The following is a 23,414-nucleotide window of genomic DNA, read 5'->3' on the forward strand; positions in this document are numbered from 1 at the left end:
CGCCGGTTGAGGGAGGGGCCGAAGGCGATGCACCTCTACACCAGTGATGACGAGCGCGCGCCGGCACTGGCGATGATCGCCGTTGCCGCGGTCGTACTGGCGGTCATGGTGAACGCCGTGGTAGACCGGCTCGGCGTGGGCCCCCCGTGGCTATTCAGCGCACCAGCGGTCGCCGCCTGCTTCGGCCTGCTCTACCGCGCGATGGACACCGTCGCGTGGCGATGGCCGTTACTACACCGCCTCGGAGTCGTCCGCGTCCCTGTCCTGCAAGGCATGTACGACGGAGAACTCGTTTCCTTACACGAGCAGACCACCCTGCGGGTTCGCGTCTGCATCGACCAGACTTGGACACGGATCGCGATCCGCCTCGACGTCCTCGCCCCAACGTCATCCACATCAAGATCGGCCACTGCCGGGGTTTTCACCGACGGACACTCCCGCAGCCGGCTGACGTACACGTATCGGAACCAGGTCCGCCCGGGCGTCGCAGACCCTGCCATGAAGGATCACGACGGCACCACGGATGTAGTGATCGATGCCCGATCGGGTGAGCTCACAGGCCGGTACTTCACTCAGCGCGGCACGCAGGGCACCCTCGCGCTGCGACGTGTTCAGGTTTAGCCGAGAGGGGACGCGGGAGTGGCTGACGCATGGAGTAACACCGACACCGGGCGGCTGCGGTTTGCTACCAGCGCCCGCGCGGCCGTACAAGCCAGCCTACGGCTGATCGGCTACTCGGGAATCTCGCGGGTCGAGTTGATTTCAGTGCCCACGCCCGGCTCGCCGGACCAGAATGCCCCTGCGGCTGCGCCCTTCAGCGCGTTGGATACGGAACGGACGAAGTCGTTCGCCAAGATGTTTGGTGGCCGACGCGCGCCGGACGACGACGTCTGTGTGGGCATGGCAGCGAAGGTCCTGCTGTCGTCGGATCCAGGGGGCGCGGGCTGGTCATTCTTCGTTTCGAAACACTCGGCGCGAACGGACGATCAATACAGCTTCGCCGCGGTGGCACTCCGGAAAGTCGACTTGGCGAAGGTGCCTCACCTCCGTACTGCGCCTGAGCATGGCACTGTCGCCCACTCACTCGTGCACGCCGTGGTCGAGCAAGTGTTGTATCGCATCGGCCTGGTCCTCGCATCGGCCCCGACGGATATCGATATCCACGGCCTCCGTCATCAAGTGCAGGAATTCGTTCGGACTGCCACCGCTAGCTTCATCGGCGACGCAGTGTTCGCCGGCGTCCCGCTTCACGACCACGGGCTTTTCCTCGACAGCATCTCGGCATTGCCGTACGAAGGCCGGACGGGAAGCGGCGCTATTGTCGCTATACCTCCTGACTCCGGGCTGGGCAGAATCCGGCTGCGCCTACGGTCCCCGGCACCTATCAGCGATGTGCGAGCTGTGCGTAAGCTCTTGGAGGCCACCATCAAGGGAACCAGCCTTCTCCTGCACAATGGGTCCGTCTACGGCTTCGGCAGCGCGCTTAACCGGAAGGATCAAGCGCAGCCACCGCCGTTCTCCTTCCGAATCATTCGGCGGGGAACGTGGCAGTTCAATCAGGGGCGCCGAGTGCTCATGCATGTTCAGGACGGCCTCAGCCGCCTGCCGTCCTCGGCGATGGAAATGGACGTAGACAAGAGTGGCCTGAAGAAACGCATCGCCTGGCTGCTACCAGACAGCGACGCCGCCAAACTGACGAAGCTTGCGGTTTCCCTTTGCGGCAAGGATCACGGCGCCATGCTGATCATCTCGGGTCACGCGGCGCAGGAGGCCGCTCGTTTCAGTGGGCAAGCCTTCCCCGTCAAGCCCCAGCCGTTGGATCCGGAAATCGTCGCGAGCCTTGCTGAGATGGATGGGGGAATCCTCGTTGACGAACACGGACGCTGTCATGCCATCGGGGTGCTGCTCGACGGGCACACCGGCGTCCGGGAGAACTATTCCCGAGGCAGCCGGTACAACAATGCAGCGCGCTATCTGGCGCTCGATGGGGATCCGGAGGCGAGCCCTGGATCGACCCAAACAGTTGTCATTGTATACAGCTCCGATGGAATGGTAGACATCCTGCCGCCATATCCCCGGGTAGTGCACCCGTCAGGCGTGAGGCAAAGCGTAGAGCATCTCTTGGAAGTGATGCGGGAGCCGGCTCGCAACGCGGAGACGACCACGCGGGCTGTACGCACTGTCGATCGGCTACGATTTCATCTTTCAGCAAAGCAGTGTGAGCAGCTCAATGCCGCCTCAGACGCGGTCGCGGAGTGGCCAGACCACGCACCGCGGCCCCGCCGCTTTTTCCCTGACCCCCGCATGGATCCCGACCGATTCTTCAGCGACCGCGCGTAAAACTGGGTCAGGCATTCGATCGTCAAGCAACTGCATATTTTGGTAGAAGTAGTCCTTTCTTGACGCATGCAAGCGGCAGCAGTGCTTACGAACTCGAAACAACCAAGAACCCGCACATCGCGGCGCAGCTCAATATCCTGACCGAGCCTCGGATAGGCAATCCGGGAACACTGGACATCACGCCAGACGGCCGAGTGAATAGAACCTCCAGCCAATTCATCAAATTATCAGACCCGTTTTAAGGGCAGCAAGGAGCTAAGGCATGCCCAGGGATCCTCGGTTCATACCGCAATTCATGTGGGGACACCAGTCACATTTCCGAAACTCCGTCAAACGCGCCACTGAGTTCGCGTTCCAGGAAATCGGATTCGACAGCAAAGCCTACGTGGCGCTTATCGGATTCCGAGTTGCAGGCGGCGACGAACTTACTATTTGCATTGAGCCAGAAGACGGTCCGTATTCACCCAGCGATGTCGCCGCAGTGGCCAGACGCGCATCCGATCTCTACCGACAGCACCCCGATTACAACACCCTCCACACCAATCCGAGCCAGCACGAAAGACACCACGGGGCACTCCAGAATCAAATGCGTGCGGAAGCAATCGTCGAGGCCCTGTCAGGGCATGCCGCCAGTAGCGGCCTCACCTTCTTTGTTGGTATGCCCAACCGCGTCGGCGACTACGAAGTTCATACCGCTATTGGCGTGCGCACCTCGATAATGAAAGAAGTGCCTCAACTTCGAACAACAACGCGCGAAAGGTTCCGCATAACCCCGTCGTTTGTACACGCTTTGCTGGACGAAATACATTCTCGTGCGACAGTAGCGCTATACCGGCCTAACCCTGGCGAGAGACTAGACGCGCTCGGCACCAACACTCCAGAACTCGTCAGGAGTGCTACAGATCGTTTTGTGCGTAGCATCTTTATTTGCACTGGCTACTATTTCGGCCAAGGTACAGACCTGCTGCTAAACGCACTGTCGGCGCTTCCCTATGAAGGCCGCTCGGGCCTCGGGTTCCTGCTGCTTGCTGCACCGGATACGCCTGGAGTTGAGGTAGCAATGCGTCTAGGGACCCCTGTTCCTCTTGGTAGCACTCGAGCAGTCCGGAAGCTACTCGAAGCCAGTAGCGACAATGTGGGGCTACTGGCGGGCGAGTTGAATGACAGCTTCGGAGGCAGTGTTTACGCCCTTGGAAGCATCAATGACAGCTACAAACCTGAAACCGAGAGCGTGTTCGTTGCCTCAATACTGGGCCGTGGAGCGTGGGACCTTGAACATAATAGAGTGGCGATGCTAAGCGTCCGTGACGGAGTAGCACGGTTGCCGGCACGAACTCTCGACACCGCCGTCCTACGGGATTGCATTGAACGCACCTTGCCGGACGCTGATGTCGACCGACTAATTGCGCTGGCCATGGCCGCCGAACTGAACGACCACGGGGCGATGCTTGTCATATCCGGCGATGCAGCCTCGGAGGCCCTTCGACTTTCGCCTCAGGCTTGGTCAGTCGAACCTGTAGAGATTACGCTCGAGATGACGAGTCAACTGACCGCGATGGACGGCGCAATTCTTGTTGACCTGCATGGGCGTTGTCACGCCATTGGCGTCATCCTTGATGGGCACGCAAATAACGTAGGTGATCCATCCCGGGGCAGTCGCTACAACAATACGGTCCGCTATCTGGGGAGTCAACCGCCGCCATGTGTGATAGTTGTCTACAGTTCCGATCGCACCGTTGACATCTTTCCCCGTCTGATGCCCAGGGTAAGCCGAGCGACAGTCGAGGAGACGATCAGCCGTTACCTCAATCTTGCCGCCGAACGACCGCCGCACTTGGAATGGACTCATGAAGCCCAAGACGATCTTGCCATATACAGGTTTTACCTATCTCGGGAGCAATGCAACCTGGTAAATGCTGCCGCAGCGGCCATGGAGAGCTGGAAGATGGGGAATCACGGAATATCGGTAGGGCGCGACGATTGGAAGCCCCACCCTGATATGAACGATAGCTACTGGCGCGACTGAGTTGTTATTGAGTCACCTATATACCTAATCCCACAACGGATACTTCTACGCCGACCTCTGCTACGTCATCGGCGAAGGCTCATCATCAATCAGGCGTAGGCCATTACGAGCCCGCCGACGCCGCCTGGCACGTTTCGCTGCGACACACCGCGGCGAGGCAGGCTGCCTACGAGCAGATTGCGGATGGCTCCGTGCGCCAGGTTCCTGGCGAAGGGCATGGGCGGACGGCTCCTCGAGGGAGTACACCCGTAAGTCACCAGCCGCTCGACCAGGCTCTCAGGCCCAGAGCGCGCCGTTGTTGAGCCGCTCGTGCCACCGGTCGAGCCTGAGGTTCTGCTCCTCGCTGGTGATTTCGATGTAGCCGTCGGGGTCGCCGATCCACCAGACACCGTCGTGCTGTACGAACATGTGGTGTCGGTCTCGTGGGGAGAGGCGGCTGGCCCGCAGTTGCTCTTCGTGCCGGCGCATCTCGTCGTGGCTCATGGTCCGCGGTGCGCGGGGCGGGGCGCCGGCGCTGGTGGTGGTCGCGGGTTCGGGGTTCGTGTTCATGGCTGGCACTCCCTTCACAGCTCGATACGAGGAACGTCGAGGGTTGGGCTGGATTCGCGTGGCGGTTCCACCCCAGCAACCGGGCCTCCGATTTCCGCGGAGCGCGTGGTAGCGACGGCCTCGGCTGCGCTGGCGCTGCGGGTGAGCGTGACCGTGACGTGTTCGGAGACCAGGTCGTGACCGATGGTGACGGCGGTCCCGACTGCGACGGCAGTGACCTCCAGTCGGGCGAGGTGGGTGTAGTGGCCCGGGGTCTCTGGAAGCCGATGGTGCGGGGCCCCGAGTGATTGGATCTCCTGTGCGCGTTCGACGTTCCAGGCGAGGATGACGGCGTCGATGGGGTCTTGGTCATAGGCGATCGAGACCGCGAGTTCGTAGGTGAGGCGCCGTTCGTCAGTCGTGAAGACGTCGGAGGTCAGCCAGGCGGCGACGTCGCGGGCTTGTTCGGGGTGCTGCAGAAGGTCGGCGATGATCGCGTCTTCGGGGTGCAGATCGGCGGCGGCCAAAGCCATGACGGTGGGCAGGGACAGGGCCTGGTCCGGGTCAATCGTGCTGGCGGGGGCGAAGACTTCCGCTTGGGCGGTGAGGGCTTGGCCGAGGCGGACCAGGGCGTCCCGGGCGACCGGATCGGTGGCCTGCGCCGCAGCGGTGAGGTAGGGCTCGGCGAAGTCGATGGTGTCGCGGTCGAAGGCCGCTTGGATGACGATCTGGCTGTAGGCCCGAACACGCTGGTCATCCGGGACGGCGGCGGCGAGAGCGTTGAGCAGGTTGGTGTCGACGTCGGGCCGGTCGACGATCGCGACGACAGCGGCAACGATCCGTCCGGGGTCGTCGCCGGTGGCGGGGATGTCCAGGATGGCGCTGTAGATGGCTCTGTGGGCGGGGTGGCTGAAGTCGTCGCTGACCAGGTTGTCGGTGATGAGGGGTTGGTTCGGATCGGCGAGGAGGGCACCGAGAACGCCCTGCTCCGCGCGCATGATCAGGTCACTCATGGCGGGTCCTTACTGCTTCGTGAGCTGGTCGCGGACGGTGTCGGCGGCGCGCATCCGGGCGCTGGTGTCGTCGAGGTGGGCGTGGTGGTCGGGGTCGGTACACCGAAGCCACGTCGCGCCGTCGCTGCTGCGGGTCCACCACGCACCGCCGAGTGGGCGTAGTAGGGCATGCTGCGGCTATGCGGACGGGCCTCGCCCTGGTCAAGGGCCGCGGCCATCTCCGCGTCGGCGAGCATGTCGGGCAGGCTGCTGGCCGCGCCGAGGGCGGGGCTGGAGGCCATCAGCGGCGGCCCGTGGGCGTGCCAGCGTTGGGCGAGGTCCGGGTGCGCCTCGCTCAGTAGAGCGGCGCTGGTGTGACCTGCCCGGCAGGTCGGTGCCCAGAAGTTGCCTACGGCGGCGAGGGTTTGGCGCAGTTCTCCGTGCCAGGAGCGTGGGGAATGGGCGCCGCCGCTGTCGCGGCTGGTGTAGATGACGTCGCGCCAGAACTTGAGGCTGCGAAGTTCCTCCACGAGCCCGGGGTGCTGTGGCCAACACAGCGGCAGTCGCTCTTCCCGGGAGAGTTCGTAGAGGTCATGGATCCAGGTGACCCAGCTAACCAGCGCCATCCACTCGACGCTCTGCTCTTCGGCGGTCAGAGCGTGCCACTCGCGGATCGGCCGTACGGGAGCGTCTGATGCCGCAGCGGCCGGTGAGTCGATGGTCATCGCGGGGTCTCCGGGGTGTCGCCCATCAGGGTGCGGGCGTGGCAAACCGCGTCCGCGTACTCCTTGGCGTGTCGGCTCTCGTAGTGCCGAGCCATGCGGGTAAGGACGGCCGGGGTGGTCGCATGGATGATCAGCGCCTCCCGGCGCTGCTCGTTGAGGGTGCGAATCGCTTCGGAAGACATGGTCTTGCGGTCCGTGACGGTGGTCTGGACGGTGACGCCACGGTCGTTGCGTTGCGGGACCAGGAGGGTTTCGCGGTAGGTGCCGGCGAGTTGGGAGAAGTCGTCGAGGTCGTCGCCGGCGAGCCCGCCGAGGGCGATCTTGATGGTGGAGTTGGCCCAGAGCATTCGGCGGCCCACGGCCCGCCAGCGTTGTTCGGCGGCGGCGAGGTTCTGCAGGACGGCGGTGACGAAGATGCCGCTGCCTGCGGCGTAGGACATCAGCTGCGGTAGGTCCGGCAGCGGGACGACGTTGGTGACCTCGTCAAGGATCAGGCCCAGGGGCGGGTCCAGCCGGCCGGTGGGGGCCCGCAGCGCGAGGCGTTTCGCGGTGGTGGTGATCTCGTCAACGAAGGCGGTGACGAGTGGAGCAAGCGCTTCGGCCTGTTGTTCGTCAACGAGCAAATACACCGTGTCGGTGCCGGAGCGCAGGAACGCCTCGATGTCGAAGGATTCGGTGACCGTCCCGGCGAAGACGTGATGGGCGGCTTCGCCGAAGAGGCAACTGGTGCCGGTCTGCACGGTGGCCCACAGGTTGGCCCGGGTGGTGTGCGGTTGGCGGTAGAACCCGTCAAGCATCTTCAGGACCCCGTCGCGGGCACCGTAGGCGTCGCGCAGGAGTTTCACGGGCTGGTCGTTGGTGTCGTCGGTCGACCAGGCCAGGACGTCGGTCATGGTCCGGCCGGTGAGGGCGGCGGTGTGCAGCCAGGCGGCCATCAGGTTGGTGGCGGTCATGCCGAAGAAGCCGGCGTTGGTGGCGTCGCTGCTCTCCTGCTTGCCGACCTGGATCATCACGCCGGCGCGCTTGCGCGCAACGTCGTAGCGGTCGCAGCTGGCGATGGGGCTCCAGGCGATGCGGTGCGGCCAGGTGAGGTCGCCGGTCAGCTCCATGACCCACGCTGTTCCCGCCCGGAGGGTGGCGGTGTTCTCCAGGACGTCGGGACGTACGGAGGTGACGACTGCGGCGCCGGGGAAACCGCGCAGCCACGGGATGATGACCTGGCTGGTCTTGCCCTGCCGGGGCGGGGCGACCAGGAGCACGGAGGATTCCAGGCCCGCGTGCAGGCGCATCGGTCCGGCGTCGCCCAACGGCACCGCGACGTCCGTCAGCTCCGGCTTGTGATCCAGTCTGGGCCGCAGGCGCGGGGCCGACCGCAGGACGGCCTCGGCGGAGAGGGTGCGCCGCAACTGCTGCCGCGATGCCATCCCCCGGGCCTGGCGTCCGTTGCCCCACCGCTGCCACAGCACCGCTCCTGCTGCCGAGAGGGCACCGGTGACGAGCACGGCGGCGGTGTAGAAGCGGATCGGGCCCGGCAGCTGGCCCTGGACAGGTGGTGGCCAGGCCAGTCGAGGGTCGCTGAGGTGCCGGGGCAGGGCGAGAGCGATGCCGTACGCGTCGGCTGGGGAGGTCGCCGGCCACTGCAGTGCCAGCAGCCCGGCGACCTGGCCGGTCAGCCAGATGCCGAGCATGCCGCCAGCGGCCACCGCGACGATGGCACCCACCACCCAGTCAGAGCCGCTGGTGAGACTCCCGCCGAGCCGCGTGGTGTTGCCGCTCATCTACACCGCCATTCGTTCGTTGGTGTAGAACAGTTGCCGTTCCTGCGGGGTGAGGATGGTCTGCACGATCTGGCTGGGCTGCCGGCCGATCTTCCACAGCGCCCGGCCGACGTGCTCGCCGGACCAGGAGGCGATGTGGGCGCACTCGGTGTCGGTGAGACCGATCTGGTCCTTGGTCATGGCAAGCGGCGCGGTGTCCTGGCGCAGGCATACCCGCACGTCGCAGGAGGCGATGAGGTTGCTGGCGATGGTGACCTCTTCGCTGCCGGCCGGGCCGACGGCTTCGAAGTCGGCGAGCCGGTGGGTGCTGAGCACCTGGATCGTTCCCTGGGCACGGGACAGCCGCAGGTCGGAGTCGACCTTGCGGATCATGGCAGGGACGCGCATGGCCCGCCAGAGTTCGTCGCGGATGACCATGCGGACGGGCCCGCCGGGTTCGTCGATGGCGGCCTGCCCCCAGGATGAGACGCAGGCCAGGGTCATGGCGACGGTCTCGTCGCCGCGGCCGTCGATGCGGGACAGGTCAACAGTCTGGATGGGGGCGTCAAAGTCCAGGCGGATGGTCGTCGGCCCGTCGAACAGGCCGCTCAACGACCCCTGGACCATGTTGCCGAGGGCGTCGGCCGTCGGGCGGATCATCTCCCGCAGTTCCCCGGTGTCATCGCCACGGACCCGCAGTTCGGCTGCCATGTCCGGCAGCGGGTCGCGCAGCAGCGCCCAGACGGCGGGGATGGTCGGGTCGGTGAGGTCGCTGTCGCCGGTGGCCTCGCCGGAGGCGTTCTTGATGGCCAGGGACAGGGCCGCCTCCTCGGTCGGGGACAGTGCCCGACCGAGGCGCATCACCAGCAGCGAGGAGAGCAGAGTGATGCGCCTTCGGTGGATCTCGTCCAGCCGCTCGCGGAGCTTCTCCGTGTCGCCGGGAAGGTTGCGGCCGAGGGGTCCGCTGTCGAGGGGGTTGAGCCGGTTGCCGAGGCCTGGCCCGAGCTCGAGGGGCTCGACGCCGAGGTGACGGGCGAGGGTGGCGTACTCGTTCTTGATGTCACCGAGGACGAAGGCGCGCACGCCGTAGGCCATCAGCCGGTAGCAAAGCAGTTTGATGGTGGCGGACTTCCCGGAGCCGGGTACGCCGGTGATGAGGAAGTTCGGATTGGTGATCAGTTGCAGGCGCAGCCACTCGATGGGATGGCAGGAGAAGCTGCCTCCGGACTGGGTGTCGATACCGATGTAGGTGCCAGCCGGGGGCATCGTCTGCCCGTACAGCCACGGGTAGAGGCCCTGCATCTGCCCGGTGGAAGCCCGGAAGACGGGAATCTGCGGGGCGAGGGCGGCCTGCCCCGCGAACGGCCGCGGCCACCCGCGCCGCGGCGGCGTCGGCTCCGGTCGAGTCCGCCCCGGCTTCGAGGGGGCAGCGGCGGGCGTGGTCGGGGTCGGCAGGTCGCCGAGGAGGTCGCTCAGGTCCGCGACCGGCAGGTTGTTGCGTCGAGTACGCCGCAGCATCGGGCTCACCACCGCTTCCGGGGCAGGCCGAAGCCGAGCGGGAGGGCACCCATCACGAAGCCGGTGTCGTGGGCGTACCACATGCGGCGCAGCTCGATGCGGGCTGCGGCGGCGTCGGCCTCCAGTGCCGCGCAGGCGTCCTCGGTCTGGGCCGGGTCGGTGACGGTCACGGTGACGTAGCCGGTGAACCGGACCAGGCCGTGGCCGGCGGCGAGTTCGGCGTCCTGAGCCTCGGCGCGCGCCAGGGCCTGCCGCTCGTGCTCGGGCACGATCTGCTGGGTGCGGTGGCGCATCCCCACGGCGACGGAGCGGCGGGTCCGCTCCCCCATCACCTTGCGGGACGCCTCGCGCGGCCCGAGGGGTTCGATGTGCATCGAGTACGCCCGCCGGTGCACGCCGTCGCCGAGTAGCGGGGCGAGGACCGTGGAATAGACCTGGTTGCGGGGCCAGTCGTGGATCCAGTACGTGACGGAGTGGGCGCCGTCGTGGGCGTAGCTACCCGGGGAGCTGAGCGCTGCGGCAGGGCCTGCGACGGCCGGGTCGACGCCAGCGGGCAGACCGTCGGCACCCGGGGTGGTGGCGTTGGCGCGGCGTTCAGCGAGGTGCCGGCCGGCGTGCGGGTCGTAGGCGGTGCGGATGACCTCCGCGAGGTCGCGAGGGCCCAGCCACGACTCGACCTGCAGGTCCGCGCCGGCGATCGACGCGGAGAGTGCCCGCAGGTGCCGGGTGAGGATGTCCGCCGCGGCGACGCTGCCCCCACCTGCGCTCTTGATCGCCCCGGCGGCCCGGCGGTGGTCCATCGTGAACGCCAGGTACGCCTCCCGGCCGCTGCTGGACAGGGCGGCGGCGGTGAGCAGATCGCTGGTGACCGCGACGGCCTCGGGCGGGGCGGTGGCGGCGACGTGGTCGACGTGCCAGCGGCGCAGCGCCGCTCCGGACTCAGGGACGATGCGCTGCAGCGCCTGCACCCGCACGATCGGGTTCCCCTCTGTGCACAGCCCGGCCAGCAGCGCGCCCCAGCCGGCGACGCGCTGATCCCGGCGGGCGGAGTCGACCAGGCTGATTCCGGAGTACCGGACTCGCGCGACCGCGGTGTAGGTGCGGTCCAGACGGTGATACGCCACCGCGAGCGGCTGCCCCGACGGACCATGCGCCTCCAAAATCGTCAGCGGCGCCAGAACTCCGGGCAGGTCCATCCGTTTCGCGGCCGTCACGTCGACCGAAGTGGGAGCGAACGCCGCAGAAAGGAAGCGGTGCCGGGTGCGGGAGCGGCCCCAGTGGTAGGAGGTGAACGCCAGTACCCATTCGTCGGTGGTGCGGCCTCCGACGCGCAGGAACGCCAACGTCGCCAACACGACGGCGAGCGGCCAGAGTAGTGCCCCGGCGGCGGGGCGGGCGGCGGCGAGCGGCCAGATCCCCGCAAGGACGGCGCCGGCGAGCATCGTGACTCGCTGCAGGGTCATCCCGAACAGGAATGCGACCTTCTCGTGCTGCCATCCGAAGTAGCTGCGGGTGCGGTGCTCGGCGGTGGGGGTGCTCACCGGTCGGCCTCCTCGGTTGGGTTGGCGGATGGAGAGTCGTGCGGGGCTGGCGGCGCTGGATCGGGTACGCCCGTCCCCCTTGGTTGGGTCGGAGGCGCGGCCGAACTCACCTCGCTGACCGAGGGTCTTGGCGTCGGGTTGGTCTCGGGGGCCGGTGGAGGCGTGTGGAGCGGCGGTGGCACGGCTTCGGCCGCTCGACTCTGCCCAGATGTCGGAGCGGGTCCGGTCGTGTCACCGGAGGAGGCCGGGGTTCGAGGTTTCGCTTCAGCCGTTGCGGTAGAGCTTCCGGTGGGGCCGGTTGGTGCGGCGGAGCGGCCAGCGGTGCCGGTGAGGGCGCCAGTCCAGCTGCCTGCGTATCGGGAGTAGCCGGCCGGGCGGGCGTGCGGGTTCGCGCCGTGTACGCCAGCGTGCCCGGCGGTTTGTTCCATCCGCCCGGCCAAAGAGTTGACCGCCCGCTGGGCCAGGTCGACGCCGGCGGCGGCGACCGCGATCGGCGCGGCGACCGCCCCGAGTGCCGCAGTCGCGCTGCCCGCCGCGCCGGCGCTACCACCGGCCGCGCCGCCAGCGGCGCCGCTCTTGCCGGCAGCCGAGGCGAGGGTACGAGCCTCACTGGCCTGGCTGAACTGAGCCGGGTTCACTCCGCTCGGCGGGCCGCTGGCGTTCGCCCTACCAGCGGCGAAGCCCAGCATCCCGGCGAGCCCTCCACCGGCGGCGGCCTGCACGGTGGCGAAGGTGAAGAAGCGGGCGATGACCGGCCACGCGACGACGGCCATGAGCAGCACCAACATGCCGGTCAGCAGGGTGGTCACGTCCTTGGCCCGCGTGGGGTCGGTCGGGTCTCCGAGAACGCCGAAGCCGATCGCGAAGACCAGCGCGATCATCGGCTTGAGGATGACCAGCTGGATGGTGGCGACGCAGAGCTTCGACCACCAACTCTGCGTCGTCTCCGACATGTTGCCGACCGCAGCGATGGGCGAGGTGGCCAGCAATACCGCGATCGCGGCGTTGCGCAGCAGCAGCTCGAACCACAGCACCAACGTGAGCGCGATGCCCACCAGCGCGAGGATGAGCATCAGCGACCCCGAGGAGCCGGTAACCGAGCCCATCTGGAACAGGACGGTGAGTTTGGCCTTGAGGCCCTCGTTGCCGCCCAGGGATCGGTTGATGATGCCGCGGCTGACTTCGTCGGCGGCGATCAGGGCGGCGTTGGCGACGACCATCGTGACGAGGAACGCCAGCACCGCCTTACCCGCGCCGACCAGGCCCTGCGCGAGCGGGGATCCGTCACGGGTGGCGACAGTCCGGACAACCTGCAGGAGCAGCAGCAGGGCGGCGATGCCCATCGCTAGCCACCGTGAGATCGCCAGCGGCTGGTCGATGCTCATCAGGTCGAGGTTGGGGAACGCGACGAACGCATCGGCGAAGGCCTTCAGCAGCGACGTCGCGGCGTCGGCGAACGACCGGCAGACTGATTCCCAGGCGTTGGCGGCGGCTCCGTCGATGATGCCGCCGGGGGTGCAGCCGCTGATCTGGCCGTTGAGCGGGTCGCAGGCAGCGGCGTTCACGAGGTGAGTTCCTGCCAGCCTCGGGCGGCTGCCTCGACGCTGCCGGGCTGGGCTGCGAGGCTGGTGTAGTCGGTGGTGGTCGCCGGATCCGGCGGGAGGACCTTCCAGTCGGTGGCGGCCCAGTGCAGCCGGATCGGGTACACGCCGACGGTGGAGGTCACCTGCCGGCCGGGTGCGGTGCTGGACAGGTAGCCGAGGACCAGCACGGTCAGCGCGTCCGGGGTGGCGTCGCGAAGCTGATAGGCAGCTGGTCCGAAGGTGAGCGACGCGCCCAACGGCACCGGCCCGATCGTGGCCACTCCGAGGGTGCGCCGCAGATTCGCCGCCCCCTCGGCGAGGTAGTCGCTGGCGTCGGCGAACGAGGGGTCGGCGATCACGGTGGCGATCGTCCGGGCGCGGGCCGGGTCGAGGTTCGACAGCACCTGCGTGAGGTACTCCGTGCCGGCCGCCACCGCACCCGCTGGTGAATGCGGGTATCCCACCGCGATGCCCTGCACCGTCTGGCTTCCGGCGCCCAGCTGAACCGGCCCGCTCGGAACTGACGTTGAGGAGCCGGTGGCCGTGGGCGGCAATGCTCCCGGCGTCGCGGTTCTGGCGTCGCCGGAGTGGGGTTTCAGCACCCAGACGATCAGCCCGGTGGCCGCGACCAGGGTCGCGAGTGCTCCGCAGGCGATGACGAGCCAGCGGACGCGGTGTGGCTCCGGATTGATGAATTCGTTCACGGCTCGGCTCAGTTCGCTGCGCCGAAGACGGTGTTGACCAGGGGGATCGCCATGGCGGTGACGATCACCCCTCCGAGCGACCAGATGAAGGCGCTCTTGCCCATCTCGGCGGTGCCGGGCCGGTTGGAGAGCTTCCCGACGGCCATCAGGCCGCCCGAGGCGAGGGCGGCGATGGCGCAACCGATGAGTGCGCCCCACTTGACGTACGACAGCAGCAGCGAGATGCCGTTGCTGCCTCCCGTCGGATCGGCCGGGGCCGGGTTGGGCACGTCGGCGAGCACGGACAGGGCGGAGGGAAGGGTGTGCATGACGAACTCCTTGCAGAACGGAGGGACACGCCGCCGCGACCTGACCAGCGGTGTTAGCAATCGCGTACAGCAGGGTCAGACCTTAAGCAGCCCACCGCCCGCAGGGGTAGACCCGACTGGGTGACATAGGTCATGTGGCAACTTGCGTCCGCGATTGCTGTCATTGCAGGCTTGACCGACGCGCTTACAGGAAGGCCAATGCCGGGATGACGACCGACGACAGGACCCACCGCGTCGCCGCGCGCCTGGATCACCTGTTCCGCACGGTCTACCCCGCGACGCTCGGCCGCCCCTACAGCTACCGGGAAGCGGCGGCGAAGATCGCCGAACTGGCCGGCGGTGCGGCGGCGATCTCCCCGGTCTACCTTCAGCAGATCCGGACCGGCCAGCGAAAGACTCCGAGCCTGGACAAGCTCGCCTGGGTTGCCCAGCTGTTCGGCGTCCCGGTGACCTACTTCAGCGATGACGCCACCGCGGAACGTGTCGACGGTCAGTTGGAGATCGTCACCGAGCTGCGCGACGACGGGGTGCGGGAACTCGCCCGGCTCGCCGCTGGGCTCTCCGTGGAGGCGCTCGAACCCATCAAGGCACAGCTGCGGTACGCCCGCCGCATTGAGGGTCTACCGGAAGTCGACAGCGATGGGACGCCGCCGGCCACCCGAGTGTGAAATGCCTCTTGACCTGCGACTTCGGCTTGACGCCGCACCACGGCAGGCCACTAGCCTGACTCATCGCACCACAGCGGGGCCGCCCTGCGCCCCGGCTCGCCAGTCGATGGGAGAGGCAATGCGCCGACCACGGGCCGCCGGACCCGAGAGTCAGGCACACCTACGCGATCTGCGGCGGCGATGCGAGCAGGTACTCGATGACAACGGCATCGTGGTCCCGTCCCCCTTCGATCGGCACGCACTCGCCGCCGCCATCGCCCGGCACCGACGACGGCCCTTGACCCTGCGCGACCTTCCCACGTCCTTACAGTCGGGCCAGCACTCCGGGCTGTGGGTGCACACCGCGACCCAGGATCTGATCTTCGTCGATGCCACCCGCAGTTCGTGGGAGCAGGACCACATCACGGCGCACGAGGTGGGCCACATGCTGTGGGGCCACGAGGCGTCCGACGTCGACCTCGGCGAGATCCTGCTGCCGGACCTCGACATGACCGTCGTGCGCGCCATGCTTGGCCGGCACGACTTCACCAGCGACCAGGAGCGCGAGGCCGAGATGATGGCCACCGTCATCATCGACCGTGCCGGCCGCGCCGCACCTGGCGCATCCACTGGGCTGTCCCGGGTGGCATCCGCCCTCGCGCTCGACGATGTCTGAACCCTCCGCCGCCGAACTCGTCGTGGTTGCCGCGTTGTGGATCGTGTCGGCCGCGCGGGCACACGCCCTACACAGCGGGCCCGCTCACCGGGCGGTGTGGGCGGCCATCACCGGGCTGGCCGTGTCGATGACGGTCCGTGTCGAGCCAATCGCGCACGCAATCGACCAGCTCGCTGGCGTACATGGCGCTGGTGTCCTGGTGAAACACCTCGCCGGACTCGTGGCGGTGGCGGCCCTGTTCGACCTTGCCGTCCTCGGCACAGCCACCCATGTCCGGCGTCGCGTTTCCCTGGCCGGCCTGGCGGTCACCGTCGTCATCATGACCTGCCTGTTCTGGACGATGCCCCGCGTCGACTCCGAGGACTTCGCTGACCAGGCGGCCGGCAAACCCATCGCCACGGCGTACATCCTGAGCTGGACGGTGTACCTCGGCGTCGCGATAACCCTGTCCGCCCGGTTGTTCCGCCGCGCCCACCGGGCCAGCCGACACCGCGTCGTACGCGCCGGTCAACTGGTGCTCGTCGTCGGATGCAGCATCGGCACCGGGTACGCCCTCTATCGGGCCGCCTACTTCGGCGCACGTCTCGCCGTCGGCCCACCCAGCCGCGGTGACATCTTCTACGTCGACCTCTCCGACGACATCAAGTACCTCGCCATGCTGCTCATCACGGCCGGGCTCACCATCGCAGGTGCGCCCGGAACGCGAGCCAACCTGAGAGCCCGCCGGCATCTACGGACACTCAACCCGCTCTGGCACGATCTCGTGCCTGCCGACCACCGCCTCGATCCACCCGGGTTCAGCCCCCAGAAGCGGCTCTCCCGTCACGTCGTCGAACTCCACGACACGATCCACGACCTGTACCGCCGTACCGATGAACGCCTCGTCCATGACATCCACGACCGCCTTGCCATCCAGGGGCTAGGCAGCCGGGACCTCGCAGCAGCGACCGAAGTCAGCCTGCTCCGCATCGCCCAGGCTCTGCCGCCCACGGTTACGCCCACTGTCCCCTACGTCCCGCCGCCCGCGTCGCCGGACCCGGCCGAGCGGCTTTCCCGGCTGCTCGACCTCGCCCGCGTCTGGGACACCACGGCGGCCCGGGACGCCCTGACCCACGCAAGCACTGCACCGGAGCCACACCGATGACCGCCACCCTCACCAACGAGTCCCGCACCGCCCGCCGGGTCACCGACTGGCTCGACCCGAAAACCTGGATCATCGCCGTCAGCCTCATCACCGGCTGGACCTCCGGCCGGTGGGAGGGCCTCGGGTGGGGCATCGTCAGCGCGGTGTTCGCCGCAGTCATCCCGGTCCTGCTCATCAAGCGCGGCGTCACCGCCGGGCGGTGGGCCGACCGGCACCTCGGCGTACGCAGCCACCGCCTCACCGTCATGACCCTCATCCTCACCTCGGTCGGGGTCGGCATCGGCGCCATGGCCGTCGGCGACGCACCCCGCGCGGTCATCGCCCTCACCCTGGCCATGTTCGCCACTCTCGCCGCACTCGCCGCCATCACTCTGCGCTGGAAGATCAGCGTGCACACCGCCGTGGCCGCCGGCGCCACAACCATGCTCGCCAGCCAGCTACCCACCCTCTCGATCGCCGCCCTGGCCGTCGTCGTGGCGGCAGTGGGATGGTCCCGCGTCGCGCTGCGCGACCACACCACGGCGCAGGTCATCGCGGGCGGGCTCCTCGGCAGCATCGTCGCGGGCCTGATCTTCGCCAGCCTCACCTGACTCCGTTAGCGATAGTTGACAGCTGGGCGCCCCGCTCGGCTATCCTCGGCGACACTTCGTGCCGTGTGCAATCGCATACAGGCTGACCTGCGTCCGTCCGAGGTGCCCCATGCCTACGCCCCCGTCGAGGCGGCGATGAGACCGCTCACGCTCGCACCCCTCGTACCCCTTGCGCTCGCCCTCAGCGTCGCCGTCGCGGCCACCGGCAGCGGAAGCCTCGAACCCGCCGCCTCCACCACCGGCTGCCTACCCGCCCTGGCACCCGGCAGCGCCGCGCAGACCGAGTTGAAAGACCTCGCGCCGACCGCTCTGGCGCACGCCCAGAGCATCTACACGGCGTCCGTTCAGATAAAGCTGCCCGCCAGGGCCGCCGTGATCGGCATCGCCACCGCCCTGCAGGAGTCCCACCTCAGGAACCTCGCCAACACAAACGTCCCCCGCTCCCTGACTCTCCCCCACGACGGAGTCGGCGCCGACCATGACAGCGTCGGACTCTTCCAACAACGACCACTCCCGCCCGACGGAGCAGGCGGATGGGGCACTGTCCAAGAACTCATGACTCCCGCGATCTCGGCCACCAAGTTCTTCACCAAGGTGCGTGGCATACCCGGCTGGGAGACCCTCCCCCTCACTGTCGTGGCCCAGCGCGTCCAGGTCAGCGCCTTCCCCGACGCCTACGCCCAGCACGAACCCCTCGCCACCGCCATCGTCAACGCCCTCACCGACGGCAGCCTCACCTGCTCACCGGGGACCGGCACCTGGGTCAAGCCCGTCAACGGCACCTTCACCAGCGGCTTCCGCACACCCGAACGCCCCACGCACGACGGCGTGGACGTCGCCGCACCCAAGGGAACCCCGATCTACGCCGCCAGCGCCGGAATCGTCATCACCGCAAAGTGCGGCAGCGCCAACTGCGACATCGACGGCTCACTCAACACGCCAGGCTGCGGATGGTACGTCCAGATCCGCCACGCCGACGGCACCGCAACCCGCTACTGCCACATGCTACACCGCCCATACGTCGCCGTCGGACAAACCGTCAGCACTGGCCAGCAGCTCGGCGTCGTCGGCACCAGCGGCCATTCCAGCGGCCCTCACCTGCACTTCGAAACCCACACCAGCAACCCGCCAGGTAGTGCCAACGCCACCGAACCATTCGCCTTCATGGCCGCTCGCGGTGTCCGCTTGAGTTGATCATGAATGTTGATACCCACTAGATCTTTCGGTTTCACATCGGCCCGTCGGTGCACTTGTCGGTTTCGGCATGTCGATGAGGCGCCGATGGCGCAGCGGAGGTCCACCCGGTCACGGGAGCTGGCGGGTTCACAGGGATCCGTGGCCGCAGCAACTACAGTTCGGCGACATGGGGCGCATCAAGGGGCACTACGAGTGGGACGACGATGACCTCACCCCGGGACAGAAGAGGGAAGGCGGCCTCCACCAGAACCTCTTCGACAGCGAAGGCAACCTCAAGGGCAGCGCTCGGTTCATCCCCGACGACGGATGCGAGCCCGAGCCTCTTGTCGTCACTGAGACGGTCTACGTCCCCGTCGAACGGCGCCGCCGAACTCGGGAAGAGGAAGAACTCAATCAGGCCATCCATGACCTGGTCTCCCACATGATCGACCGTGGGATCGCCAAAGCCAAGCCCTTCGCGGAGCTGTGGTGGCGGGAAACGGCTCGTCCAGCCATCGATGCCAATCGGGCCAAGATGCTTGAGCGTCGCACACGGCGCAAGGCGCAGAAGAAGGCCCCTATTATGGAGGGGACCGCTGTCGAGCCATCTCAGAAACTGACTGAGGCGTCTGAAGAAAACCGCCCGAATATGTCGAGTGCAGAGGCGCAGGCTCGGTACCTAGCGGCCCTCGCTGCTCGAGCGTACAGCGACGAGCAGATGAGGCTCGTGACTAGCGCCAACATTGTCGACGGCAAAGGCCTTGCCGAGTTGGAGCACTCGCTAGCAGAACTTCCCTCCGATCAGGTCAAGAGCTTGCTCGAGGCAATGGCGACCAACCCCTCCATGCTGGGCGAGGACACCCTGGCAGAACTGGCAAGCATCCTCGGGCGGCGAGACCGCTCGGGATCTGACAAGTTGCGTCAACTTCGCTGAGGTGGATCGCTGGCCCTGCGTCTCATTCGTTCTGACGACACCGTCAGGATAACGACAGACCGAGGTAAAGAATGACCGACCAATCGGTGAGAACCTCCGACGCGGCCCAAGGTCAGCCGGCTGCCCGCCGACAAGACCACCGAGAACCTACGATGGATCGACAGCAGGATTCCTCGGTACGCACGCGTGCGGCAGACCCTCTCGACGTGACGCAGATGCGGCTGCCAGTCGCAGCGGTACGCCGCGCGGCTTGCCGAACGCAGCTGTAGCCAGGTCAGTCTGGATTGGGCATCAGGCCCTGCTCGCGAAGGTCGTGGACCTGCCGAGCGGGAGGTGAATACGAGTCCCGGTCTGAAGGGCGTGGCCCTTCCGGACCGTCGGGGCCAACCCGGACGAAGATCTCGACCCGGGTCACCCGGCACGGCACACCCTGCACCTCGAAGTCGTCGGTACGTGGAGGCTGGTGCGCTGCGCGGGCGCGTTCGTACGCCGCCAAGACGTGCTCGAACGGGGTGTTCTCGTCAAGTGCGACGCCTCCCATAGAGAAGGAACCTGCGTCCCGTGCCGCCTGCGGCGTCGGGTACATGGCCGCCGTTCGGGGCCGCCAACCGCCGTCGACGTAACCCCCGATGGTGTAACAGACGGGGAGCAGCACCACGTTCGGATGGGTGGTCAGCGCCCGCCGGGAGTCTGCGCGCACATTCTCCGAGACGACCTCCGACGTCAGGTAACCCGAGATCATTTCCATCCGGACGAGTCCGTCGGTGAGCCCGGTGCCCACGGTCGGGTCGATAACGAACCCGTCTATGGGCAACGCGCCCCGTTCCGCTTCGCCCGGCGGGTACGGGTCGGGGTCGGTAGGTCGGGGCGGCTCGGGCCCATCCGCGCCCATCCGAATGAACGGTTGGGCCCGAATGATCCGGTAGTGCAGGCCGTTGACGGTGAGCTCATCGAGCGGCTCCCAGTCGAGCAACTCGTACGCCGCCTCGTACGCCGCCCGCTCGGTTGCGTACTCGCCGATCTCCGGCAGTTCGCTGTGAAGCTTGCGGAAGTGGGACGCGAGGCCGTCGCGGGCATGCTGAGGCTCGTCGGCGGTGAGCCGAAGGATCCGCCATCGGCCATCGATCTGCTGGGCGAAGCCAAAGATCGGCATGCTCCACATGAGCGTCGGATAGGCGATCGAGCGTTCCCGGGCGTCGTCCTCCGAGACCACCGATACCGGGTCGTCCCGCTGCTCAATCCTGACCAGCAGGTGATCAGGCACCCGCTCACCGTGATGCGTCACCTACGCATTGTGTCTCCATGGTCGCTGGAACGCCATGTCGCGCCGCCGCGAGTCGCACATCAGCAACCGCCGGCTCTGCGGCCATCTCTACGGCCCAGCGCAGACCTTCACCACTTCCTACGAGCGCTACCCGGTATTGCGCACCGGCCTTACCTGCTCGGCATCGACGCTCCCGATCAGCTACCCGTCGATCTTGGCTTGCCGGTCGTCGGCGGTCATCCGCTGAGCGAGGGACAAACCCTCACGTTCAGCGCGAATGTTTCGCCTTGGTGCTGTAGCCGAGTAGCTGCATCGCGGCGACGTTGTCAGACTGCGCCCAGAAGAGTCGGTGAAGCTCGGCGGGCAGTTCGTCGCGGTGGGTGTTGGTTAGGCCTCTACGGAAGAAACGGTCGTCAGATTGTTTAAGCTCGGCGAACGACGGGATCTGGGCGTCGGCGAGGGGTCCGAGCTGGGGTACCAACGTTTGCACTACTCGTTCGATGGCAGCCCTCGGCCGCAGGACGAGTTCCTCGTACCGCAGTACCACTCGGTGAGGCGCCTCCGGCAGCAGCCAGCTCAGTACGTTGCGTCCCCAACTGCCGGTTCCGACCGTGCTCCGCCGGGTGATCATGGCGCGCAACTCCGTCTCGAACCTTGTGGCATCTGTCTCGCTCGATTGGCGAGCCCACGAGACAAGCGCATCGCGGCCATCCCTGACCAGGCAGATAGCCCTGTCCATCTCGTCGATCTGGTCGTCGCGCTGTCGGTGCGTCTTCACGAAGTGAAGCTCACACGACTCGCGCATGGCCTCGATTGGTGCAGGACGTTCTGAGAAGCCGACCAGATCGGCGCCCAAGCGCTGAGCCACGCCATCGACGTCATAGACGACGGATGTCCTTACGCCGTAGAGCCGGTTGAGGACAATCCGAAGAAAGGTGTTGCCTGACCGGGGAAAGGAGGACACCCAGACGATCACCTATGCATAGTAGTGGGTGCAGGCGGTCGCACGGTTCACCTCGGCTCACCGCCGCCTCCTGCGCCAGCCCCTTCGCCTTCGGTGAGCTACGAGGGTCGGCTGGTGCCGCCGACGCGGGCCCGGCTGCCTTCCGTACCGCCCCGCCGCCAAGCGTCGCTCAGCCGATCACAGCACTTTGGCGAAGCCTGCCGCTCCCTGTCGACAAAGGTTGACGGTGCGCGCACGGACGCCTGCCACGACAACTGCCCATTCGGCGAATTCGGCAGACACTCCTCGCCTCAGACTCGACATGGCAAAAATCGCCGGCCACCCTCACTCTAGGTGACCGCCGCTCCGATCCACACCATGCAACCCATCGATCAAACTCAAGCGCATTCTTCGATGAACCAACCCACGTTCCAACGGCGCCCGAAGGTCCACTCTGTAATCCATCCATGCAGATGCACCGATAGGGTTCCCCAGGATTTCCCCAGAACGCCAACCGAAAGCGTTCTGGTGTGACCGAAAATATCCCGCAAGGTAACCGATCAGTCACGCTCCGCTACCGCACTGATCGACTCGGCTGCACCCACTCTGAGCTGCTCAAACAGCCCCGGATCAGCCCTTCAGGAGCTCCCGCGCCATGACGATTCGCTGCACCTGGTTCGTGCCTTCGTAGATCTGGGTGATCTTGGCGTCGCGCATCATCCGCTCGACCGGGTAGTCGCGGGTGTAGCCGTAGCCGCCCAGCAGCTGCACCGCGTCGGTGGTGATCTCCATGGCGGCATCGGAGGCGAAGCACTTGGCCGCCGCGCCGAAGTAGGTCAGGTCGGCGTCGCCCCGCTCGGACTTGCCGGCGGCGGCGTATGTGAGCTGCCGGGCCGCCTCCAGCTTCATGCCCATGTCGGCGAGCATGAACTGGATGCCCTGGAACTCGGCGACCGCCTTGCCGAACTGGCGGCGCTCGGCGACGTACCCCTTGGCGTAGTCGAGCGCGCCCTGCGCGATCCCGACGGCCTGCGCGGCGATGGTGACCCGGGTGTGGTCCAGGGTCTTCATGGCGGTGGCGAAGCCGGTGCCCTCCGCGCCGATCATCCGGCCGGCGGGAATCCGGACGTTGTCCAGGTAGACCTCGCGGGTCGGCGAGCCCTTGATGCCGAGCTTCTTCTCCGGCGCGCCGAAGCTCACCCCGGCGTCGGACTTCTCCACCACGAAGGCGGAAATGCCCCGGGATCGGGCGGCGGGGTCGGTAACGGCGAAGACGGTGTAGAACTCGGAGACACCGGCGTTGGTGATCCAGCGCTTCACGCCGTTGAGGACCCAGTGATCCCCGTCACGTACCGCCCGGGTCGTCATGGAGGCCGCGTCGCTGCCCGCCTCGGGCTCGGAGAGGCAGTACGAGAACATGGCGTCGCCCGCCGCGACTGGTGTCAGGTAGCGGCGCTTGATGTCCTCGGAACCGGACAACAGCAGCGGCATCGTGCCGAGCTTGTTCACCGCCGGGATGAGCGACGAGGACGCGCAGGCGCGCGCCACCTCCTCGATCACGATGGCGGTGGCCAGGGCATCCGCGCCCGCCCCGCCGTACTCCTCGGGGATGTGCGGCGCGTGGAAGTCGGCGGCCCGCAGCGCGTCGTACGACGCCTTCGGGAACTCAGCGGTCTCGTCGGCCTCGGCGGCGTGCGGCGCCACCTTGGCGGCACAGACATCCCGGACGGCCTCCCGGATCGCCTCGTGCTCCTCGGGCAACCGGTAGACGTCGAACGACTCCCCTGCGGCCATGTCGGCCCCTCCCCTTCACCGCTATCATGCGCAGTCTGTGGCCTCCCCTGACCGCCGACCGCGCAGACTGAAGGATAGCGACTGCAGTTCAGGTGATGTTACCGGCGCGTAGGTATGGGGCATGACGGAGCACCCGCGCCGCTGGGCGATGATGGAAGGCAGACAGTTGAGCCACCCCTCCGGTGCCCGGCCAGGCGCCGCAGCAGAATGCGACGCGACGACGC

21 protein-coding genes are annotated in these 23,414 nt (G+C 67.1%); 9 read left to right on the forward strand and 12 right to left on the reverse strand.

Translation table 11 applies throughout. The annotated features are described in order from the left end of the window. The first annotated feature begins 27 nt into the window (after positions 1-27). The 3 genes from ABZV06_RS15630 to ABZV06_RS15640 all read left to right on the forward strand — a co-directional run bounded on the left by ABZV06_RS15630 (position 28) and on the right by ABZV06_RS15640 (position 4,366). Positions 28-621, forward strand: a complete 594-nt coding sequence (locus tag ABZV06_RS15630) for a hypothetical protein (protein WP_355621909.1) — start codon at positions 28-30, stop codon at positions 619-621. An 18-nt stretch (positions 622-639) separates the two neighbouring features. After that, complete coding sequence (locus ABZV06_RS15635) at positions 640-2,340, forward strand: hypothetical protein (protein WP_355621911.1); 1,701 nt, start codon at positions 640-642, stop codon at positions 2,338-2,340. Positions 2,341-2,602: 262 nt separating this feature from the next. Beyond that, positions 2,603-4,366 (forward strand): hypothetical protein, encoded by a 1,764-nt coding sequence (locus tag ABZV06_RS15640; RefSeq protein ID WP_355621914.1) that lies wholly within the window; start codon positions 2,603-2,605, stop codon positions 4,364-4,366. A 276-nt stretch (positions 4,367-4,642) separates the two neighbouring features. Here ABZV06_RS15640 and ABZV06_RS15645 read toward each other — a convergent pair whose 3' ends face one another. From ABZV06_RS15645 to ABZV06_RS15685, 9 genes are read right to left on the reverse strand one after another with little or no spacing between them, the layout of a single operon-like run. Then, positions 4,643-4,915, reverse strand: a complete 273-nt coding sequence (locus tag ABZV06_RS15645) for a hypothetical protein (protein WP_355621917.1) — start codon at positions 4,913-4,915, stop codon at positions 4,643-4,645. A 14-nt stretch (positions 4,916-4,929) separates the two neighbouring features. Continuing rightward, positions 4,930-5,907 (reverse strand): DnaB-like helicase N-terminal domain-containing protein, encoded by a 978-nt coding sequence (locus ABZV06_RS15650; RefSeq protein ID WP_355621919.1) that lies wholly within the window; start codon positions 5,905-5,907, stop codon positions 4,930-4,932. After that, positions 5,904-6,611: a hypothetical protein gene (locus ABZV06_RS15655; protein ID WP_355621922.1), complete on the reverse strand. Its 708-nt coding sequence runs from the start codon at positions 6,609-6,611 to the stop codon at positions 5,904-5,906. Before ABZV06_RS15655 ends, ABZV06_RS15650 begins: the two co-directional genes overlap by 4 nt. Continuing rightward, positions 6,608-8,389 carry a type IV secretory system conjugative DNA transfer family protein gene (locus ABZV06_RS15660; RefSeq protein ID WP_355621925.1) on the reverse strand — a complete coding sequence of 594 codons (1,782 nt, stop codon included), beginning with the start codon at positions 8,387-8,389 and terminating at the stop codon, positions 6,608-6,610. Before ABZV06_RS15660 ends, ABZV06_RS15655 begins: the two co-directional genes overlap by 4 nt. Beyond that, positions 8,390-9,886: a type VI secretion protein gene (locus tag ABZV06_RS15665; RefSeq protein ID WP_355621928.1), complete on the reverse strand. Its 1,497-nt coding sequence runs from the start codon at positions 9,884-9,886 to the stop codon at positions 8,390-8,392. 5 nt (positions 9,887-9,891) lie between these two features. Then, complete coding sequence (locus ABZV06_RS15670) at positions 9,892-11,427, reverse strand: SCO6880 family protein (RefSeq protein ID WP_355621931.1); 1,536 nt, start codon at positions 11,425-11,427, stop codon at positions 9,892-9,894. After that, positions 11,424-12,992: a hypothetical protein gene (locus ABZV06_RS15675; RefSeq protein ID WP_355621934.1), complete on the reverse strand. Its 1,569-nt coding sequence runs from the start codon at positions 12,990-12,992 to the stop codon at positions 11,424-11,426. The genes ABZV06_RS15670 and ABZV06_RS15675 overlap by 4 nt, the downstream gene beginning before the upstream one ends. Then, positions 12,989-13,714: a hypothetical protein gene (locus tag ABZV06_RS15680; protein ID WP_355621937.1), complete on the reverse strand. Its 726-nt coding sequence runs from the start codon at positions 13,712-13,714 to the stop codon at positions 12,989-12,991. The genes ABZV06_RS15675 and ABZV06_RS15680 overlap by 4 nt, the downstream gene beginning before the upstream one ends. Before the next feature lie 8 nt (positions 13,715-13,722). Continuing rightward, a complete protein-coding gene (locus tag ABZV06_RS15685; RefSeq protein WP_355621940.1) occupies positions 13,723-14,022 on the reverse strand; it encodes a hypothetical protein in 300 nt (99 codons plus the stop codon). Positions 14,023-14,228: 206 nt separating this feature from the next. Here ABZV06_RS15685 and ABZV06_RS15690 point away from each other — a divergent pair, with 206 nt between their 5' ends. From ABZV06_RS15690 to ABZV06_RS15715, 6 genes are all read left to right on the forward strand, one after another. Continuing rightward, positions 14,229-14,690, forward strand: coding sequence for a helix-turn-helix domain-containing protein (locus tag ABZV06_RS15690; RefSeq protein ID WP_355621943.1), 462 nt, complete (start codon positions 14,229-14,231; stop codon positions 14,688-14,690). 277 nt (positions 14,691-14,967) lie between these two features. After that, positions 14,968-15,345 (forward strand): hypothetical protein, encoded by a 378-nt coding sequence (locus ABZV06_RS15695; protein WP_355621946.1) that lies wholly within the window; start codon positions 14,968-14,970, stop codon positions 15,343-15,345. Continuing rightward, positions 15,338-16,489, forward strand: a complete 1,152-nt coding sequence (locus ABZV06_RS15700) for an MAB_1171c family putative transporter (protein ID WP_355621949.1) — start codon at positions 15,338-15,340, stop codon at positions 16,487-16,489. The genes ABZV06_RS15695 and ABZV06_RS15700 overlap by 8 nt, the downstream gene beginning before the upstream one ends. Beyond that, positions 16,486-17,079: a phosphoesterase PA-phosphatase gene (locus tag ABZV06_RS15705; RefSeq protein WP_355621952.1), complete on the forward strand. Its 594-nt coding sequence runs from the start codon at positions 16,486-16,488 to the stop codon at positions 17,077-17,079. Before ABZV06_RS15700 ends, ABZV06_RS15705 begins: the two co-directional genes overlap by 4 nt. Positions 17,080-17,214: 135 nt before the next feature. Next, positions 17,215-18,273, forward strand: a complete 1,059-nt coding sequence (locus ABZV06_RS15710) for a M23 family metallopeptidase (RefSeq protein WP_355621954.1) — start codon at positions 17,215-17,217, stop codon at positions 18,271-18,273. Between the two features lie 169 nt (positions 18,274-18,442). Next, entirely contained in the window at positions 18,443-19,189 is a 747-nt protein-coding gene (locus ABZV06_RS15715) for a hypothetical protein (RefSeq protein ID WP_355621957.1), read from the forward strand. A gap of 274 nt (positions 19,190-19,463) precedes the next feature. Here ABZV06_RS15715 and ABZV06_RS15720 read toward each other — a convergent pair whose 3' ends face one another. From ABZV06_RS15720 to ABZV06_RS15730, 3 genes are all read right to left on the reverse strand, one after another. Continuing rightward, positions 19,464-20,474, reverse strand: a complete 1,011-nt coding sequence (locus ABZV06_RS15720; protein ID WP_355621960.1) for a DUF5954 family protein — start codon at positions 20,472-20,474, stop codon at positions 19,464-19,466. Between the two features lie 247 nt (positions 20,475-20,721). Further along, complete coding sequence (locus ABZV06_RS15725; RefSeq protein ID WP_355621963.1) at positions 20,722-21,429, reverse strand: sulfotransferase domain-containing protein; 708 nt, start codon at positions 21,427-21,429, stop codon at positions 20,722-20,724. 597 nt (positions 21,430-22,026) lie between these two features. Further along, positions 22,027-23,190, reverse strand: coding sequence for an acyl-CoA dehydrogenase family protein (locus ABZV06_RS15730; RefSeq protein ID WP_355621966.1), 1,164 nt, complete (start codon positions 23,188-23,190; stop codon positions 22,027-22,029). Positions 23,191-23,414 lie beyond the last annotated feature (224 nt).

The organism is Micromonospora sp. NPDC005172, assembly GCF_040608555.1.
Classification (GTDB): domain Bacteria; phylum Actinomycetota; class Actinomycetes; order Mycobacteriales; family Micromonosporaceae; genus Micromonospora.

What these genes read in the sequence shown, in the direction of transcription:
- ABZV06_RS15630 (WP_355621909.1), top strand. Translation starts at nt 28, where the DNA reads ATGCACCTCTACACCAGTGATGACGAGCGCGCGCCGGCACTGGCGATG.
- ABZV06_RS15640 (WP_355621914.1), top strand. Translation starts at nt 2,603, where the DNA reads ATGCCCAGGGATCCTCGGTTCATACCGCAATTCATGTGGGGACACCAG.
- ABZV06_RS15645 (WP_355621917.1), bottom strand. Translation starts at nt 4,915, where the DNA reads ATGAACACGAACCCCGAACCCGCGACCACCACCAGCGCCGGCGCCCCG.
- ABZV06_RS15650 (WP_355621919.1), bottom strand. Translation starts at nt 5,907, where the DNA reads ATGAGTGACCTGATCATGCGCGCGGAGCAGGGCGTTCTCGGTGCCCTC.
- ABZV06_RS15655 (WP_355621922.1), bottom strand. Translation starts at nt 6,611, where the DNA reads ATGACCATCGACTCACCGGCCGCTGCGGCATCAGACGCTCCCGTACGG.
- ABZV06_RS15660 (WP_355621925.1), bottom strand. Translation starts at nt 8,389, where the DNA reads ATGAGCGGCAACACCACGCGGCTCGGCGGGAGTCTCACCAGCGGCTCT.
- ABZV06_RS15665 (WP_355621928.1), bottom strand. Translation starts at nt 9,886, where the DNA reads ATGCTGCGGCGTACTCGACGCAACAACCTGCCGGTCGCGGACCTGAGC.
- ABZV06_RS15685 (WP_355621940.1), bottom strand. Translation starts at nt 14,022, where the DNA reads ATGCACACCCTTCCCTCCGCCCTGTCCGTGCTCGCCGACGTGCCCAAC.
- ABZV06_RS15690 (WP_355621943.1), top strand. Translation starts at nt 14,229, where the DNA reads ATGACGACCGACGACAGGACCCACCGCGTCGCCGCGCGCCTGGATCAC.
- ABZV06_RS15700 (WP_355621949.1), top strand. Translation starts at nt 15,338, where the DNA reads ATGTCTGAACCCTCCGCCGCCGAACTCGTCGTGGTTGCCGCGTTGTGG.
- ABZV06_RS15705 (WP_355621952.1), top strand. Translation starts at nt 16,486, where the DNA reads ATGACCGCCACCCTCACCAACGAGTCCCGCACCGCCCGCCGGGTCACC.
- ABZV06_RS15710 (WP_355621954.1), top strand. Translation starts at nt 17,215, where the DNA reads ATGAGACCGCTCACGCTCGCACCCCTCGTACCCCTTGCGCTCGCCCTC.
- ABZV06_RS15715 (WP_355621957.1), top strand. Translation starts at nt 18,443, where the DNA reads ATGGGGCGCATCAAGGGGCACTACGAGTGGGACGACGATGACCTCACC.
- ABZV06_RS15730 (WP_355621966.1), bottom strand. Translation starts at nt 23,190, where the DNA reads ATGGCCGCAGGGGAGTCGTTCGACGTCTACCGGTTGCCCGAGGAGCAC.